The sequence below is a fragment of the Arthrobacter sp. NPDC080031 genome (genome assembly GCF_040702485.1).
Classification (GTDB): domain Bacteria; phylum Actinomycetota; class Actinomycetes; order Actinomycetales; family Micrococcaceae; genus Arthrobacter.
On sequence record NZ_JBFBLA010000015.1, the window covers coordinates 104,961 to 120,385 of the forward strand.

Sequence of the window (15,425 nt, forward strand, 5' to 3'; positions counted from 1 at the left end):
CTCCTTCTCAGGCCTGGCCCAAGCCTGCGCCGGCAAGCTGTTCGGGGTCGTTGTCGATACGGTCGCGCAGCTTGAAATGCTGCAGCTTGCCGCTGGGATTGCGGGGAAGTTCGGCAACGAACCGGATGTCCCGCGGGTACTTGTAGGGGGCGATCGTCCGTTTGACGAAGTCCTGTATCTCCTTGCGCTTCGCGTCATCGCCCTTGACGCCTTCGCGCAGGACGATGAATGCGCAGACGACGCTGCCGCGTGCTTCGTCGGGCCGGCCGATGACGGCGTTCTCCACCACGTCCGGGTGCAGGTCTATGGCGGTTTCCACCTCGGGGGCGCCGATGTTGTAGCCGGAGGAAACGATCATGTTGTCCGACCGGGCCTGATAGGTGAAGTACCCGTCCTCGTCTTTCGTGAAGGTATCGCCGGTGACGTTCCAACCGTTGACCACATAATTCGCTTGCCGGGGGTCGTCCAGGTAGCGGCATCCGGTGGGGCCGATGACGGCGAGCCGGCCAAGCTGTCCGGGCCCCAGTTCCAGGCCCTCGTCGTCGAGGATGGCTGCCCTGTACCCGGGCACGGCCCGTCCGGTGGTGCCGGGCCGGATGTCATCCCCGGACGCGGAAATGAACACATGCAGCAGTTCGGTAGCCCCGATGCCATTAACGAGCCGGAGACCGGTGGCCTCCCGAACGGCTTCCCACGTTTCCTTGGGCAAGTGTTCGCCCGCCGAGACCGCTACCCGGAGCTTGCGGAGCAATGATCCGCGGCCTTCCTTGAGGATGGCCCGGTACGCAGTGGGTGCGGTGAACAGGATGGTGGCCCCGGCAGCGGCGGCACTCTCGGCGAGTTCCACGGGGGTGGCCCGTTCGGTCAACAACGAGGATGCGCCGAAGCGCAGGGGGAAGACCACCAGCCCACCGAGGCCGAACGTGAAGGCGAGGGGTGGTGAACCTGCAAACACATCGTCGGCGGTCGGCTGCAGAATATGGCGGGCGAAAGTGTCGGCGTTCGCGAGGATGTCCCGGTGGAAATGCATGGTGATTTTGGGCGTGCCTGTGGTGCCGGACGTCGGGCCGAGCAGCGCGACGTCGTCGGCGGAGGTTGGCACGGCAGCGAACTCGCCGCTCTTGGCGGCACAGCGGGACGCGAGGTCGCCGGCGTCGTCTGATCCGTAGGAGAGGACAACGGTGTCCTCTCCTGCCGCCGCGAGCAGTTCATCCATGAACCGGTGGTCGGAGATGGCTACGGCCGGCCGCGTAAGGCTGATGAGCGTGCCGACCTCGCTGGAACGCAACATCGGCATGGTGGTCACAACGACGGCTCCCGCTTTGAGCACGCCAAGCCAGGCTGCGACAATCCAGGGATTGTTCGGCCCTCGCAGCATGACGCGGTTGCCGGGCACCACCCCGAGGTCCTCGGTGAGGACCTGGGCGACTTGGTTGGCGCGCTGCTGCAGCTCACCGTACGTCCAGATTGTGCCGTCGGGGGTCCGCAGCGCGGGGCGCCCGGCACCATGGCTTGCAACGGCGTCGTCAATGAGGACCGCCGCTGCGTTGAGCGTCGCCGGGTACTGGAGTTCCGGCAACGTGAATTCAAGGGTCGGCCACGTGCCGGCCGGTGGCAAATGGTCGCGGGTGAAGGTGTCCACGTGGGCTGATCTCAACATTGTCATGGCCACTCCTTTCAGTAATACGGCGGATAAGTCGATGGTGTTCAGGAGCCGGCGCGGATCATGCCTTCTTGGGCAACCGTTGCCAGCAGGCGTCCTTGCCTGTCAAAGAAACGGCCCGTGGCCAGCCCCCTGTTGCTTTGCCCGGACACGGCCTCCTGGGCGTACAGGACCCAGTCATCCGCGCGGCCGTCCCGGTGGAACCACATGGAGTGGTCCAGGCTGGCCGTGGCGAGTCCGGGGCTGGACCAGTGGAGCCCGTTCACCCGGAGGAGAGGCTCAAGGATGGTGTAGTCGCAAACGTATGCCAGCGCGGCCCGGTGCAGATCCGCCGTCGTGTGTTCGTCACCGGCGTCGGGCAATTGCTCGAAGGCTTTCACCCAGATTGCCTGATTCGCCACGGAATCGCCTTCGACCTGCAGATATACCGGTCCGGGAATGTGTCGCATGTCGAAGCTGCGCTTCGAGGACCAGTACTCGGCAGCAGGCCCCTGGACCCCCTGGAGCACCTCGGCGGCACTGCGCAGGGATTCGGGTTCGACGGCGGTGGGCGCCAGTGGCTGGAACTCCGGACCGTCTTCGGGAACCTGGAAGGAACCCATGGCTGCGTACACGGTCTTGCCGTTCTGGTGTCCACGAACGCTGCGGGTCGAGTATCCACGGCCGTCGCGGAGGCGTTCGACCTCGTAGCGGACCGTTGCCCCGATCTCCACCGGGCGCATGAAGTAGCTGTGCATGGAGTGCAGCTGCCTGTCGGCATCGACCGATCGCATCATCGCTGCCGCGGCCTGGGCCACCATGTCCCCTCCGTAGGCTTTGGGCCACGGAACGTACTGCGAAGTGGCTTCGTAGGCTTCGTCGTGGATCTGGGCAGGGACGGCCGTCAGCTCGATGGCTTTGAGGAATGTCTCGGAGGTCAGGATTCCAGTGGACATGTCCATCAGGCCCTGCGGAAGTCTGCGAGGGTCTCGTCGGCAACGTCTTCGAGGTTGACCACGAGGTTCTCCGGGGTGCGCGCGGTGAGCCACACGAGTTCTTCGGTGACGGACATGTTGGCCTCGACATGCGGCATGAACGGCGGGACGAATACCCAGTCGCCGGTTTTCATGTCCAGGAACTCGGAGTAGTTCTCGCCGAAATAGATGCGTCCGTGGCCGCGGAGCACGTAGCCGCCGGTTTCCGCCTCGCCATGGTGGTGCGGCAGGGAGCGGTAGCCGGGAACGTTGGACACCTGCCCGAACCAGATCTTGGTGGCCGGCGTGTGCTGGATGCTGACGCCCGAGACGCGGACACAGTCGCCGGACTGGGCCGTGTTGGTGTCCTCTTCGCCGGCGCGCGTAACGACCGGAATCACTTTGCCGTCGGCCTGGGCGTAGATGGAGTTGTCGCCTTCGAGGCGGTAGTCGGTAGCGGTTGTGTTCATCGTGGTCACTCCTTTTGAAGTGCTCGGTATTGGCTTAGACGTTGGTGGGGACGGGTGCATGGATTCTGAATTGGTTTTCCAGCCTTCCGATCCCGTCGATTTCGGTGGCGAGGACGTCGCCGTCGTTCAGGAAGCGCGGCGGTGTCATACCCATCCCCACTCCGCCGGGCGTACCAGTCAGGACAAGGTCCCCGGGACGCAGGATAGTGAACTGGGAGATGTAGGAAAGGAGTTTCGCCGGTCCGAACACCAAGGTGCTGGTGTTCCCGTGCTGCACCAGCTCGCCGTTGACGTAACCGCGGACCTCCAAGTCGCCGTCGACCTCGTCCGCGGTCACCATGACCGGTCCCACCGGGGTGGTTCCGTCGAACGCCTTCCCTTGGAACCACTGCAGCGTGCGGTTCTGCCAGTCGCGCATGGAAACGTCGTTGGCGATTGTGTACCCCGCGATTGCCGCGTGGGCGTGGTCCTCGTCCGCGCGGAACAGCTCGGAGCCGACGACGACGGCCAGTTCGGCTTCCCAGTCGACTTTCGCGCTGCCGTGGACATGGATGGTCTCAGCCGGCCCGATAAGGGTGTCCGCGTACTTCGCGAAGAGCGTGGGGTATTCCGGCAGTTCGCGGCCCATCTCGTGAATGTGGTCGCCGTAGTTCAGCCCGCAGCAGATGACTTTTCCGGCCCGTGGAAGCAGAGGCGCCAGCTCGCTGTCAGGTGCGGAAACCGTACCTGATCCGGAGGCTGCAGCGAAGGCGGTTGCCACGATCGCCCGCCAGTCCGGGACGGCGAGAAGTGCTCCGACGTCGTTGGCCGGCAGCGGTACGTAACTGTTCCCGCCCAGAGCGAGCGCCGCCGTCGTGCCCCCGTCGGCTGTCCGTAAGGTGGCCAGCTTCATGCGTGTTGTCCCTTCGTATGCCGCCGATTCCTGCATTCATTCCGATGCGCCTTCTGATGTGTCGACTTTTTTACGATCGTCACATATGCTCAACGTAGCACGGCGGGGAATGATCTGCACAGGGATTTTTTCGAACATGTCGCAGCCGCCACCAAGAGGAGGAACAACATGAGCCACAAGACCGTCAATCCAGTGTCGCTCCCCAAGCCGTCGGGCTTTGCGCACGGAATGCTTGCCGGAAACACTCTGTTCTTGGGTGGTCAGACGGCCCTGGACAAGGACATGAACATCGTTCCCGGCGGGATCGTGGAACAGTTCACCCAGGCGTTTTCCAATGTGCTGACCACCCTGCGCGAGGCGGGCGGATTACCCGAGGACCTGGTCAGTGTGACCATCTACCTCACCGACGTGGACGACTACATGGCCAACGGCCGCGAGATCGGAAGGATCTGGCGCGAGATGGCCGGATCCGAGTATCCCGCCATGGCTGGAATCGGCGTCACGCGGCTTTGGCAGAAGGAAGCCCTCATCGAGATCCAAGGCATCGCCGTCATTCCGGAGCGCTAGACCCTGAGGCACTAACCTCCCCAAGAAGTTCCGAGCAAGGAGACAACGATGTCACACAGCTTCGACCTGATTAAAAACCGCGAGAGCGGACTCAAGCGTGAACTCACCAGCCCACAGTTGACCATGATCGCGCTGGGCGGCGCGATCGGCACAGGGCTTTTCCTCGGAAGCAAGTTCGCAATATCTTTCGCCGGACCCAGCGTCCTGCTGAGCTATGCGATCGGTGGCCTGATCGCGGTGATGCTGATGGGCGCGCTGGCTGAGATGACCGTGGCCCATTCGACCACCGGGTCCTTCGGGGCTTTCGCCGAGCACTACATCTCGCCCCTTGCCGGATTCCTGGTGAAGTACCTCTACTGGTCCTGTGTTGTGCTGGCCGTGGGCACCGAAGTGCTTGCGATCGGTGGCTACATGAAGCTGTGGTTCCCGGGAGTTCCTCCGCTGGTCTGGATCTTGTTGTTTGCCGGTGTTCTCATCGCGGTCAACATGTTCAACGTCAAGGCCTTCGGCACCCTGGAATACTGGTTCTCCAGCATCAAGGTGTTCGCCATCCTCGGATTCATCCTGCTCGCCGCCATCCTGGTCTTTGGAAAGCGGGAGGCCGGCTACGGAATCCATAACTACACTGCCGAGGGCGGGTTCTTCCCCAACGGCGTGTCCGGCATGTGGGTGGCCGTGATTGTGGCGATCTTCAGCTACCTCTCGGTGGAGATGATCGCCATTGCCGCGGGCGAAGCGAAGGATCCGGGAACCGCCGTCAAGAAGGCGTTCAAGGTCACCGTATTCCGTCTCTTCCTCTTCTACATCCTGACCCTGGCGCTGATCCTGGCCATAGCGCCCGTCAGCCAGATCCTTGCCGGAAACAGCCCCTTCGTCACTGTCATGCAGGTCATCGGAATTCCGTTCGCCGATTCCGTCATCAACGTCGTGGTGATTGTGGCTGCTCTATCAGCCATGAACTCGCAGCTCTATATCTCCACGCGGATGATGTTCAGCTTGTCCCGAGCCGGGCAAGCCCCTGCCGTGTTCGGGCGGCTCCACAAGAACGGTTCCCCAGTCAATGCACTGATCCTCTGCACGGGCGGAATCGCGGTGGCGGCGTGCGTGTATGCCCTGAATCCGGAGTCTGGCTTCACCTTCATGATGGCGTTGTCCATGTTCGGGGCCATGGCCACGTGGCTCATGATCTTCGTGACCCACCTGGCGTTCCGACGCGCGGCGAACCGAGACGGGACGACTCTGTCATACAAGCTGCGGTTCTACCCGGCGGCGTCCTGGGCCGGAGCCATCCTCATGGTTGCCATCATGGCCACGACGTTGTTCGTTGACGCTTTCCGGATGACATTGATCTTCGGGGTTCCATTCGCTATCGGGATCGTCGTCCTCTACTTCGTCCTGAAGAAGGGCCGCAGAGGCTCCGCTTCGGGAACTGCAGAGTACGACGTCGACCGGAACCTGGAGGGGGCGGCGCACTCCTAGGGTGTTGTGAGGACCTGGCCGTGGATGAGCTCGTGCGCGTGCGCGGCCGCGAGGGGCGCGGCAAGGCGATGAACCGCCTGGAACGTCTCGCGAACCGCCGGACCGCGCCAATCCTTCGGGAGGTATTCCAGCGGCAGGTTCGGGTCCCGGTACGGGAAGCGGCGCCACAGGGTCAGCATGGGGATGTAGTAGCGAAAAGCATCCCGGCGCAGCTCGGCGGTCGAGTTGGCCAAGGCGGCCTCGGGATCATCCCCGACCAGTCCCGTCCAAAGATCTCCCGCGCCTTCGTAGAGGTCCAGGAATTCGGCAAATTGCTCGTCGATGGCCTTCAGGTCCCACCATTCGGCCACCTTCGGCCGCATGGGGCCCTCAAACAAGTAGTCGCCGCGGAAGAAGTCCACAAACTGAACAAGCCCGCGCGAGGCAAGCCGCTCACGGGCTTGTTCAAGTACTTGGGCCGGTGCGATCCATACCCCGGATGCCACGGACCCAAAACCGAGCCCGGACAGCTCTGATCGCAGTTGGTGCCGGCGGTTCCGCATTGTTTCGGGGACGGAAAACACGGCGAGCACCCAGGATTCCAGCTCGGTGGAGCGATCGGCGGCGAAGATTCTCCGGTCGCCCTCGCGGAAAACATCCAGAACAGTGTCGGACAGTTCGTATTTGGCGACGCCGTCCTGGCGGACACTTTTGAGGACACCCTTGGCTTTGAGTCGCGAGACTGAGGAACGGACTCCCGGCGCGTCGTAGCCGAGGTCGCCCAGCATGGAAATCAGGACGGAAACAGGGAGGGCATCGCCCGAACTCCGGCCGTAGAGCCCATAGATGGTGACGATCAGCTGCTGGTGGCGTACCGGCGGAGTGGGCATGTCCATCACGGTTCAGAGCCCCGGACTGTTCGGGACCGCTACGCCAGCGGCCTGCCGGATCCGTTCCGGCCACGGCTGGGCTGAGGCCGAGCCCGCGGGCACGTGGGCAGTGGTCAGCGTCCCATGGGCAGCCAGCCCGCCCGGCGAGTTTGGATGCGCGTGGCCGTAGACCTCAAAGGCAAGGGTCATGGACGTGCGCCCGACTTTTTGGATCTTCACGGTTGCTGTCACCCGTTGGCCAAACCACAGCTTGGCCGTGTAATTGACTACTTGCTGCACTCGCGGAGCACTCGGGAAGTACTCCGGAAGCGCCAGATTGCGGAAGAGCTCTGCCTCGGCAGCCTCGACCCAGCGCATGATCGCCGAATTGTGCTGATGGCCCGACGCATCGGTGTCCACCCATTCCACGGTTCTGTCGATGCTTGCCTGCATCCCTGACGGCGGTTCGGTGCCCTCCACGGTTCCCCCTTCGGCGACGTTGTACTGCTCAGGCCGCGTTCAATTGTATACATCAAGTGACGGCCGTTCGGAACTCGATATGCCGAAGGAAGTGGCCCAGGACGGAACCAATCACGGAGGTATCCATATAGCCTCCTGAAACGGTGAGTTAGTCGCTCCTTATTCACACTTGTGGCATCAAAAAGTGAATAGCGGCGGTCCTAGTCGTTCCTAAGGGGCGAATCCTTACTCCGCGAACAGGCCCGCCAGGTCCTCCGCGGTCAGGGCGCCGCCGGCCAGGGCATCGCCTTCCATCACATCCGCGAACAGCTGCGACTTCCTGGTCTTGAGCGCCATGACCTTTTCCTCGATGGTGTCCTTGGCCACCAAACGGTAAACCATCACGTTCCTCGCCTGCCCGATCCTGTGGGTGCGGTCTACGGCCTGCGCTTCAGAAGCCGGGTTCCACCATGGATCCAGCAGGAAGACATAATCGGCTTCGGTCAGGTTCAGCCCGAAGCCGCCGGCCTTCAAGGAAATGAGGAACACGGGCGCTGCACCGTTCTTGAATTCGCTCACGACGTCGGCCCGGTTCCGGGTGCTGCCGTCGAGGTAGCAATACTCGATGTTCTCCGCGTCGAGCCGCTCCCTGACCTTGCCCAGGAATCCCGTGAACTGGCTGAAAATGAGGGCCCTGTGCCCTTCCGCAACGATGTCCTCCAACTGTTCGAACAGCACATCGAGCTTGGACGAGCGCACTGCGGACAGGGACTCGTCCACCAAGGAGACATCCAGGCTCAGCTGCCGCAGCAGGGTGAGCGACTGGAAAATCGTGAAACGGTTCTTGTTGACGTCGTCGATGAGCCCCAGGATTTTCTGCCGCTCGCGCTGCAGATGCGTCTGGTACACCTTCTGGTGCCGCGGGTTCAGCACCACTTCCAGCACCTGCTCCTGCTTCGGTGGCAGGTCCTTGATGACCTGCTCTTTGGTGCGGCGCATCATGAGGGGGCGGACCCGACGCCGGAGCTTGGCGAGCTGGGCCTTGTCGCCGTTCTTTTCGACCGGCTTTTGGTAGTACTCAGCGAAGCGGCGCGGGCTGGAGAACAGCCCGGGAGCGACGATCGAGGTCAGCGCCCAGAACTCCATGAGGTTGTTCTCAAGCGGCGTTCCCGTGATGGCCAGCTTGAAGGATGCCGGGAGTTTCCGGGCGCACTGGTACGCCTTGGACTGGTGGTTCTTGACGAACTGGGCCTCGTCGAGCATGAGCCCGGCCCATTCCTTGGCTGCGTAGGCCTCATAGTCGATCCGGAACAGAGCATAGGAAGTGATGACGACGTCGGTCCCGGCCATGGTTTCCTGCGGATCGGCGCCGCTCTTGGCGAAGGTTTCTCCGATGGTCTTTATGCTCAGGCCGGGCGCGAAGCGTTGGACTTCCGCGGCCCAGTTGCCCACGACGCTGGTCGGCGCGACCACCAAAAAGGGAGCGCTGCCGCCCGCGCCGCCTGCGGCGGCTTCAGCCTGCTCCTTCGCCGCGCACATCAAAGCAATCGCCTGCACCGTCTTGCCGAGGCCCATGTCGTCGGCCAGGACGCCGCCGAGGCTGTGCCGGTAGAGGAAACTCAACCAGTTGAAGCCCTCCAGCTGGTACGGACGGAGCTCGGCATCAAGCGAGCCCGGCAGCGGCAGCCCGGTCACGCCGTCGTCGAGCAAGCCGCCCACGGCCTCGCGCCAAGCGGCCGCTTGCTCGTCCACGATCCCCAATTGCGCGAGCTCATCCCACAGCCCGGCCTGGAAGCGGCTGATCTGAAGGGTGCCGTGCCGGTCCGGGTTGTCCTGCAGGGACCTGGCCTCGTCGATCAGCGCGCGGAGCTGGTGCAGTTCGGGCAGGTCCAGCGAGAAGTAGGCGCCGCTGGGCAGCAACATCCGGCTCTGGCCGGCCGCGAGGGCGGAGAACACCGCGGCGAAGGAGACAGGTTCACCCTCGAGCGTGATGACAATGCCGAGATCGAACCAGTCGCGGCTGTCGGTGGCCTTGGTCGAAATGGAGACGACGGGAGCCTCGGTGGCCTCGCGGTAGTCGGCGATCTCGCCGGAGGTGTCCACGACGACGTCGGGCAGTTCGCGGAGCCGGGGCAGTACCTCCTCGGTGAAGGCCAGAGTGTCCAGGCCGTCCAGCGCTACCGAGGCCGCCAGCCGTGGAGCCCCCCATCCTCCGCTCGAGGATTCGCCCAGCGCAGCGACCACATCCCAAGGCCGGCCCAGGGACTCCAGAATCCGGGCTTCCTCGGCGTCGTCGCGGTAGCCTTGATCGTCCGGGTGCCGCCAGAGAGGCTGGGCCGTCACGAGCTTGCCCGCCTTGTAGTGCCACTCCCAGTGCAGCCGTACCCGGTGGTCGGAACCGTAGTTCGCCAGCAGGGACAGCGTGGGCACGGCGAGGACCGGCAACTCCACGGAATGGTCCGCTGCCGTCACCCGGGTGGACTGCTTGAGTTTCGGATAGAACGCCGTGAGGAATCGCTCTTCGTCCTTCGCCGGGATCTGGAGCCGGGATGCGCCCATGACGAAATCGAGGAGTTCCTGCGACTCGCCGCCCTCCAACGGAGCCAGCGTGATGAGGTTCTCGGGTGCCGATACGCCAGGCAAGTGCCCCTCGCCGGGACCGGTGAAGAACAAGCCATGCGCCGGGCGGCCGATCAAGCCCAAAGTGGCCGGATCAAGGGCGTCCCCGCCCAAGGTCACCGACGGCGCGAGCTGTAGGCCGCCGTCGGGCCGGCTAAGGTCAAGCCCGACGACGGCGGGCTCGGCAGCAATGCGGACGGGCGCGGCTCCGCCGGAATGGATGAGCGCGACCCCTATCTTCTCGGCCTCGGCTATGAGGCTCCACAGGTTCTTGCCGGCGAATTCGTTGAGCAGCATCCACATGCTCGAAGTGAGCTGCCGGTAGTCAGCAGTGGAATGCGCGGCCAGGAAGTTCTGCATCCAGTCGATATGGGCTTCGTTGAACTCGCGCTTGTAGCCGAGGTAGTTCAGGTTGGTCCAGGAAACATCGCCCCGGATCCACTTGGCCTTGGCGCCCATCATCACCGGGCGGGCCTTGAGCTGGCGCACGCTGCGGAGCGGATCCCGCCGGCCGGTGTAGGAGAAGTGCGGGGCAGGTTCTTCCACCTCGAACGCCAGCGCCAAGGGAAGGCCCTGGCCTTGCGTTGCGGTTCCCGGAGTGGCTATGAGCTTGCTGAGTGCCTGCTCCCAGGCCGGCCGCTGCACGATTTCCCCAGGCTGCGCCGTCTGCCCAAACGCAGGCGCGCTCAACAGCTGTGCCCGCACGGCAGGGTGGTCTTCGGCGGCGAAGAGAAGGGCGGCCACATGTTTGCAGTCCTTGCGGACGGGGCAACTGCACACGCCTACGGTGCAGCTCCAGCCGCCGGGCTTGCGGACCAGCTTGGCCGACGTCGAATAGGCTGAGGGGCCACTGCCCCTGACCTTGCCCATCATCAGGCCCGTGGCGGAATCGAAAGTGATGCCGCTGACCCGGCTTCCCATGGCATAGGCGAGGCCGGCCGCCAGGGAGCGGTCGTTAATGGCGGGTGTCTGAATCGCCAGTTCCCAGGAGTCGTCTGAGTGGGAAGGCATTCGTTGGGACTACTTTCGGCAGGAGGCTATCTATGAATCCTAGGGCCCATGGAGCGGCCCTGAAACTTTGCCGGACGTTCACCTCTGCCTAGCCTGCCCGACAACCGCCTCCGCGTACGTTGAAAGGGTCCGGAGCAGCACAAGCTTCCCAGCAGCGAGGAAATCCCATGACCAGCAATGAGACCACCTTTAGGTACGTAACAGTTCTGACGAAGGACAGCATCGAGGCCGACGACGCAACCGTTGTGGACGCGAACGTCACTGTGGTCAACGAGATGTACGAGGAGCTCCTCAACCATGAGGAAATCGCTACCAACGCTCTGCGCAGCTACTTTGTGGACTTCTACCTGACACAGGCACTCGCGGGCGGTTTCGCCCAGTACGTGTTCACGGTCCCGGAACGCGAAGAGGTGGATGCGTTTGTCCGCGAAGGCCTCGAAGGAATGGGTGCCAAAGGCCACCTCGAGCTGTTCAACCGCACCGTCGCAGCGTTCGACGCGCTGTCCGAAGACGACGCCGAGGCCTACCTGGACGGTGACCTTGACGAGTCCGAAGAGGCACCGGAAGCCGTTGCGGAGCTCGAGGCCCTCGACGGCGAATTCGAATCCCTCCTGGAGACCGAAGACATCATCGAACTCAACGCAGCCTGGCTCCGCGGCCAGGACGGCGTGCTCTACCTGGACGAGGAGCAGCTCAAGGCACACATCGCCGAGCGCGTAGCCCGGATTCCCAACCTCGAAGAGCGCAAGGCCGAGGCAGCGGAAGCGGAACTCGAGAACGCCCCCGAATTCGAGCTCATCATCCGTGAACTGTGCGACGTTGCCGGGTACCAGCTGGAGAAGATCACCATGGGCGATCCCAACTACGAGCACGACGGCGAGACGATCCTCGCCTGGCACTTCACCACGGACCACGGCAACTACATCATGATCGAAGAGGACGACGAAGCCTTCATGATCCACCCGGAGACGAAGGAAATCATCGCCGCCGTCGAGTTCGAAGACGCTGACGAGTTCGAAGACGCCTAAAACGCTCGCTCGCCTATAGGGCCTCCAGGACAAACGCCCGCTCACTTATAGGGCTTCCAGGACAAACGCTCGCTCAGATCTGCCGGCCGGGCCGGAGAGATCTGAGCGAGCGTTTGCCTTTTGGGCTGCAAAAGTGAGCGAGGGTTTCAGTAGCCCATGCTGCTCCCGCTTGGGGTGCTGGTGCTGCTCGGGGTGCTGCTGCTGCTCGGGGTCACCATGGAGCCGGACGGGCTGACCAGGAACCAGACGCCACCCACGCCTTGGCCATAGGTGTCACTGGAGTCTTCGTCCTTGGAGAAGAAGTAGAGGGGCATGCCGTTGATGGTGATCTGCATCTTGCCGTCTGCTGTGGGGATGGTGCCTATGGTTCCGCTCACCCCGTCAACCGCCGGCCTGGTCGACGTCGTTGTCACGGCGGGCCAGTTGTTAGCGCAGCCGCCGGTGCAAGCGCTCTTTCCGGAATCCTTGACGTCCTTCGTGAAGATGTAGACGCTCTTGCCGTTCGCCGCAACCACTCGCTCGCCAACGCTCGACGACGCCGTCTTCAGTTCCGCCGCGCCGGCAGGAGTGCTCGACGCCGCGGGGCTGGACGCCGTCGGACCGGGACTGGTTGCGCTCGAGGATGTGGAGGACGCGCCGGGGCTTCCTCCGCAGGCAGTGAGGGCGATGGCCAGAGCAAGAATGCCGAGCCCGGTGCCGAGTTGCTTCTTCATGGTTTGCTCCTTCGCTTGCACCGGCCGCGGACGTGCCGGAAGCTAACCCGTACGACGCCGCCGGGTGAAGAATGGTTCACAGGGCGTGAACCTTTTTCGCGGCGGGCACGTCGTATCGCAGGAGAAGGGGAAGCCGAGCACCAAGGAGGCGCCGATGCCGCTCGACGAGGATGTGGTGGCCGCGATCTACCGCGACCACGGCACAGCCCTGCGCCACTTCGTGCTGAGCTGCACGCCGGACGCGCACTTGGCTGAGGACGTGGTGCAGGAAACCATCCTTCGCGTGTGGCAGCACGCCCCGCAGATCACCGGCAGCCTGCGCAGCTATTTGTTCCGCACTGCCCGCAATGTCATCATCGACAACTACCGCAAGGCCCAGCGGCGCCCGGCAGAGGCTGCCGAACGCGACATGGCGGACCCGGAGGAGGCCACCGAGCGAGTGGACGAGCTCCTCAACCGGGTCCTTATGGAGGAGGCGCTCCTGCGGCTCAGCACTGAACACCGGGAGGTCCTGGTAGCCCTGCATTACGAACGTTTCACGGTGAACGAGGCCGCGCTGAGGCTTAACATCCCCAGCGGCACGGTGAAATCCCGGGCCTTCTACGCCGTCAGGGCGCTTCGCACGATTCTCGACGAAATGGGGGTGCAGCGGTGAACGAATCCGGACTTCACCAATTGCTGGGCGCCTACTTGCTCGGCGGCCTCGAGCCTGCCGAGGCCAAGGCTTTCGAAGCGCACTTGGCAAGCTGCGCTGATTGCCGGCTTGAGCTGGGCGAGCTGGAGAGCCTCCCTGCCCTCCTCGACGCCGTCCCCGTGCCCGACGCCGTCGCGCTCGCCGCCGGGCGGCCCGCCGTCGAGCCCTCCGCCGCAGTTCCGTCCGACGCCCGCTCACGTATGGGGGCTTTTTCGGAAACGCTACCGCAGCCGATTCTTGTGAAAATGGCGGCACGGCGGCGGAAATCCCGACGCCGGTGGACGGCCCTGGTGGGTGCCGTGGCCGCCGCTTGCCTTGGGTTGGGCATACTGGCGGGGCCGGTGTTGAACCAGCCTCCCAAACCTGACGCCAGCTACTCGCTGCAGACGGACAGCGGCCTGCAGCTCACTGTGGGGCTCGTCAGGAAGGCATGGGGGACCGAGCTGCAACTGGAAGGCCGCAGCATGCCGGCGCAAGGCACGATGTACCTGTGGGTCAAGGGCCGCGACGGCACGGAGGAAATGGCGTGCGGTTGGACCGCGACCTCCAGCGGCCACATCAAGGTCACTGGCGCGACGCCGGTCCAGCTCGCCGGGATTTCGGGCGTGGAACTGCGCGACGACGCCCAGAAGACGGTCGCGGTGATTTCGGTCCCGGGAAGCTAGGGGTCCCCAGGACCACCTAGGGGGTCAGTGTATGCGGCTAGGCGGATGCTGCTTCGCTGGGCTCGGGATCGTGCAGATCGCTTCGCCCCCAGCTGGGCATGTCCAGTCGGTTGAAACTGTAGAGATGGATTCCGGAGATACCATCCGGGCGCGCCGTGAGTTCGGACACCAGGCCTTCCGGTGAGTACTTGTCCACGCCTAGAAGCTTGCGCGCAAGGGTCCCCTTATTGCTGATGAACTTCAAGGAGGTCCCGACGCCGATCTGGGTCGCCAGCGCCAGCAGTTTTGTCCGCGGAACGGCCCCGGGAACACCGGCCCACACCGGCAGATCGACCCCTTCGCGGCGCAGGAGTGCTGCGTAATCGAGGACCTTCGGGGCGGCGAAACACATTTGCGTGACAACGTGCGTCGCCAGATGTTGTTTGGCCAACAGGGCATCCAGCAAGTCCAGCCCGCTCACGGAAGGATGCCCCTCGGGGTAACCGGCGATGCCCGCGGTGATGCTGCCGCCGGAGCACTCGGCGATGTCCGCCAAGAGGGGAAGGCTCGATCGATAGGGGCCGGCAGCTTGCGCGCCGTCTCCACCGATGGCGAAGACCTCAGTGATCCCGGCGGCCTCGCAGTCCCGGAGGATACGGGAAAGCTGCGACCGGTGCTCCAGCCCGCGTGCCGAGAGGTGCGGAACCACGTTGTAGCCCAGAAGGCTGAGCTTGATGGAAGCCTCCATGGTCCGCGCGATCCCGTGATGGGGCAAGCAGGTAACGGTGAGCGTTGTGGAAAGCGGCACTGCGGCCTGGACTCTCTCCACAATTCCGTCTGAGGGAATGATTTCAATCCGGGTGGGGAACATGCTGGCTCCTTGCGGATCAGGCCGTCGCGTGGTGTGCGAGGAGGGTGCGGGCTTCCTGGCGGGTGGTGCCGGAGTCCTGGATGCCTTCGGCGATGTGGGCAATGTGCTCTAAGTGCGCGGGGATTTCGCGGCCTTTCTTGCGCATCGCGGTGGCCCAGAGGCGTCCGGCGCGGTAGGAGGAGCGGACCAGGGGGCCGGACATGACGCCGACGAAGCCGATTTCCTCGGCTTCGGTGGCGAGCTCGACGAATTCCTGGGGTTTGACCCAGCGGTCCACGGGCAGGTGCCGTTCGGAGGGGCGCAGGTACTGGGTGATGGTGATCAGGTCACAGCCGGCGGCGTGCAGGTCGGCCAGTGCTTCGGAGATCTCTTCCCGGGTTTCGCCCATGCCCAGGATCAGGTTGGATTTGGTGACCATGCCGGCGGCCCGGCCCTGGGTGATGACGTCCAGGGAGCGGTCGTAGCGGAACGCGGGGCGGATGCGCTTGAAGATCCGGGGCACGGTTTCGACGTT

At 64.0% G+C, this 15,425-nt stretch carries 14 protein-coding genes and 1 pseudogene; 5 read left to right on the forward strand and 10 right to left on the reverse strand.

The features are described from left to right. Nucleotides 1-7: 7 nt before the first annotated feature. The 4 genes from AB0323_RS14245 to AB0323_RS14260 are packed head-to-tail and all read right to left on the reverse strand — an operon-like array spanning nucleotide 8 to nucleotide 3,978. Complete coding sequence (locus AB0323_RS14245; RefSeq protein ID WP_366177894.1) at nucleotides 8-1,666, reverse strand: AMP-binding protein; 1,659 nt, start codon at nucleotides 1,664-1,666, stop codon at nucleotides 8-10. A 41-nt stretch (nucleotides 1,667-1,707) separates the two neighbouring features. After that, the gene (locus AB0323_RS14250) at nucleotides 1,708-2,598 is read right to left on the reverse strand and encodes an acyl-CoA thioesterase domain-containing protein (protein ID WP_366177907.1); all 891 of its coding nucleotides are present in this window, start codon (nucleotides 2,596-2,598) and stop codon (nucleotides 1,708-1,710) included. A gap of 5 nt (nucleotides 2,599-2,603) precedes the next feature. Next, nucleotides 2,604-3,086 (reverse strand): cupin domain-containing protein, encoded by a 483-nt coding sequence (locus AB0323_RS14255; RefSeq protein ID WP_366177895.1) that lies wholly within the window; start codon nucleotides 3,084-3,086, stop codon nucleotides 2,604-2,606. Nucleotides 3,087-3,120: 34 nt separating this feature from the next. Further along, entirely contained in the window at nucleotides 3,121-3,978 is an 858-nt protein-coding gene (locus AB0323_RS14260) for a fumarylacetoacetate hydrolase family protein (protein ID WP_366177896.1), read from the reverse strand. Between the two features lie 168 nt (nucleotides 3,979-4,146). Here AB0323_RS14260 and AB0323_RS14265 point away from each other — a divergent pair, with 168 nt between their 5' ends. Together AB0323_RS14265 and AB0323_RS14270 are read left to right on the forward strand one after the other, a co-directional pair. Continuing rightward, nucleotides 4,147-4,545 carry a RidA family protein gene (locus tag AB0323_RS14265; RefSeq protein ID WP_366177897.1) on the forward strand — a complete coding sequence of 133 codons (399 nt, stop codon included), beginning with the start codon at nucleotides 4,147-4,149 and terminating at the stop codon, nucleotides 4,543-4,545. Nucleotides 4,546-4,593: 48 nt separating this feature from the next. Then, on the forward strand, nucleotides 4,594-6,024 hold the full coding sequence (locus tag AB0323_RS14270) for an amino acid permease (protein WP_366177898.1): 1,431 nt from the start codon (nucleotides 4,594-4,596) through the stop codon (nucleotides 6,022-6,024). On the opposite strand, the gene AB0323_RS14275 is transcribed toward AB0323_RS14270, so the two are convergent. From AB0323_RS14275 to AB0323_RS14285, 3 genes are all read right to left on the reverse strand, one after another. Continuing rightward, nucleotides 6,021-6,893 carry a PaaX family transcriptional regulator C-terminal domain-containing protein gene (locus AB0323_RS14275; RefSeq protein ID WP_366177899.1) on the reverse strand — a complete coding sequence of 291 codons (873 nt, stop codon included), beginning with the start codon at nucleotides 6,891-6,893 and terminating at the stop codon, nucleotides 6,021-6,023. The two genes, AB0323_RS14270 and AB0323_RS14275, sit on opposite strands and share 4 nt — an antisense overlap. A 12-nt stretch (nucleotides 6,894-6,905) precedes the next feature. Next, a complete protein-coding gene (locus AB0323_RS14280) occupies nucleotides 6,906-7,352 on the reverse strand; it encodes a thioesterase family protein (protein WP_366177900.1) in 447 nt (148 codons plus the stop codon). A gap of 225 nt (nucleotides 7,353-7,577) precedes the next feature. Further along, nucleotides 7,578-10,961, reverse strand: a complete 3,384-nt coding sequence (locus AB0323_RS14285) for a DEAD/DEAH box helicase (RefSeq protein WP_366177901.1) — start codon at nucleotides 10,959-10,961, stop codon at nucleotides 7,578-7,580. 167 nt (nucleotides 10,962-11,128) lie between these two features. Between AB0323_RS14285 and AB0323_RS14290 the strand changes: the two genes are divergently transcribed. Further along, nucleotides 11,129-11,989, forward strand: a complete 861-nt coding sequence (locus AB0323_RS14290) for a hypothetical protein (protein WP_366177902.1) — start codon at nucleotides 11,129-11,131, stop codon at nucleotides 11,987-11,989. Between the two features lie 146 nt (nucleotides 11,990-12,135). Here AB0323_RS14290 and AB0323_RS14295 read toward each other — a convergent pair whose 3' ends face one another. Then, entirely contained in the window at nucleotides 12,136-12,702 is a 567-nt protein-coding gene (locus tag AB0323_RS14295) for a hypothetical protein (RefSeq protein WP_366177903.1), read from the reverse strand. 154 nt (nucleotides 12,703-12,856) lie between these two features. Here AB0323_RS14295 and AB0323_RS14300 point away from each other — a divergent pair, with 154 nt between their 5' ends. Both AB0323_RS14300 and AB0323_RS14305 read left to right on the forward strand, forming a co-directional pair. Then, nucleotides 12,857-13,357: a sigma-70 family RNA polymerase sigma factor gene (locus AB0323_RS14300; RefSeq protein ID WP_366177908.1), complete on the forward strand. Its 501-nt coding sequence runs from the start codon at nucleotides 12,857-12,859 to the stop codon at nucleotides 13,355-13,357. Continuing rightward, nucleotides 13,354-14,061: a zf-HC2 domain-containing protein gene (locus tag AB0323_RS14305; protein ID WP_366177904.1), complete on the forward strand. Its 708-nt coding sequence runs from the start codon at nucleotides 13,354-13,356 to the stop codon at nucleotides 14,059-14,061. Before AB0323_RS14300 ends, AB0323_RS14305 begins: the two co-directional genes overlap by 4 nt. Before the next feature lie 37 nt (nucleotides 14,062-14,098). On the opposite strand, the gene AB0323_RS14310 is transcribed toward AB0323_RS14305, so the two are convergent. Further along, nucleotides 14,099-14,911 (reverse strand): methylenetetrahydrofolate reductase, encoded by an 813-nt coding sequence (locus tag AB0323_RS14310; protein ID WP_366177905.1) that lies wholly within the window; start codon nucleotides 14,909-14,911, stop codon nucleotides 14,099-14,101. Between the two features lie 16 nt (nucleotides 14,912-14,927). Then, a pseudogene (locus tag AB0323_RS14315) lies at nucleotides 14,928-15,425 on the reverse strand (lipoyl synthase); the annotation flags it as partial.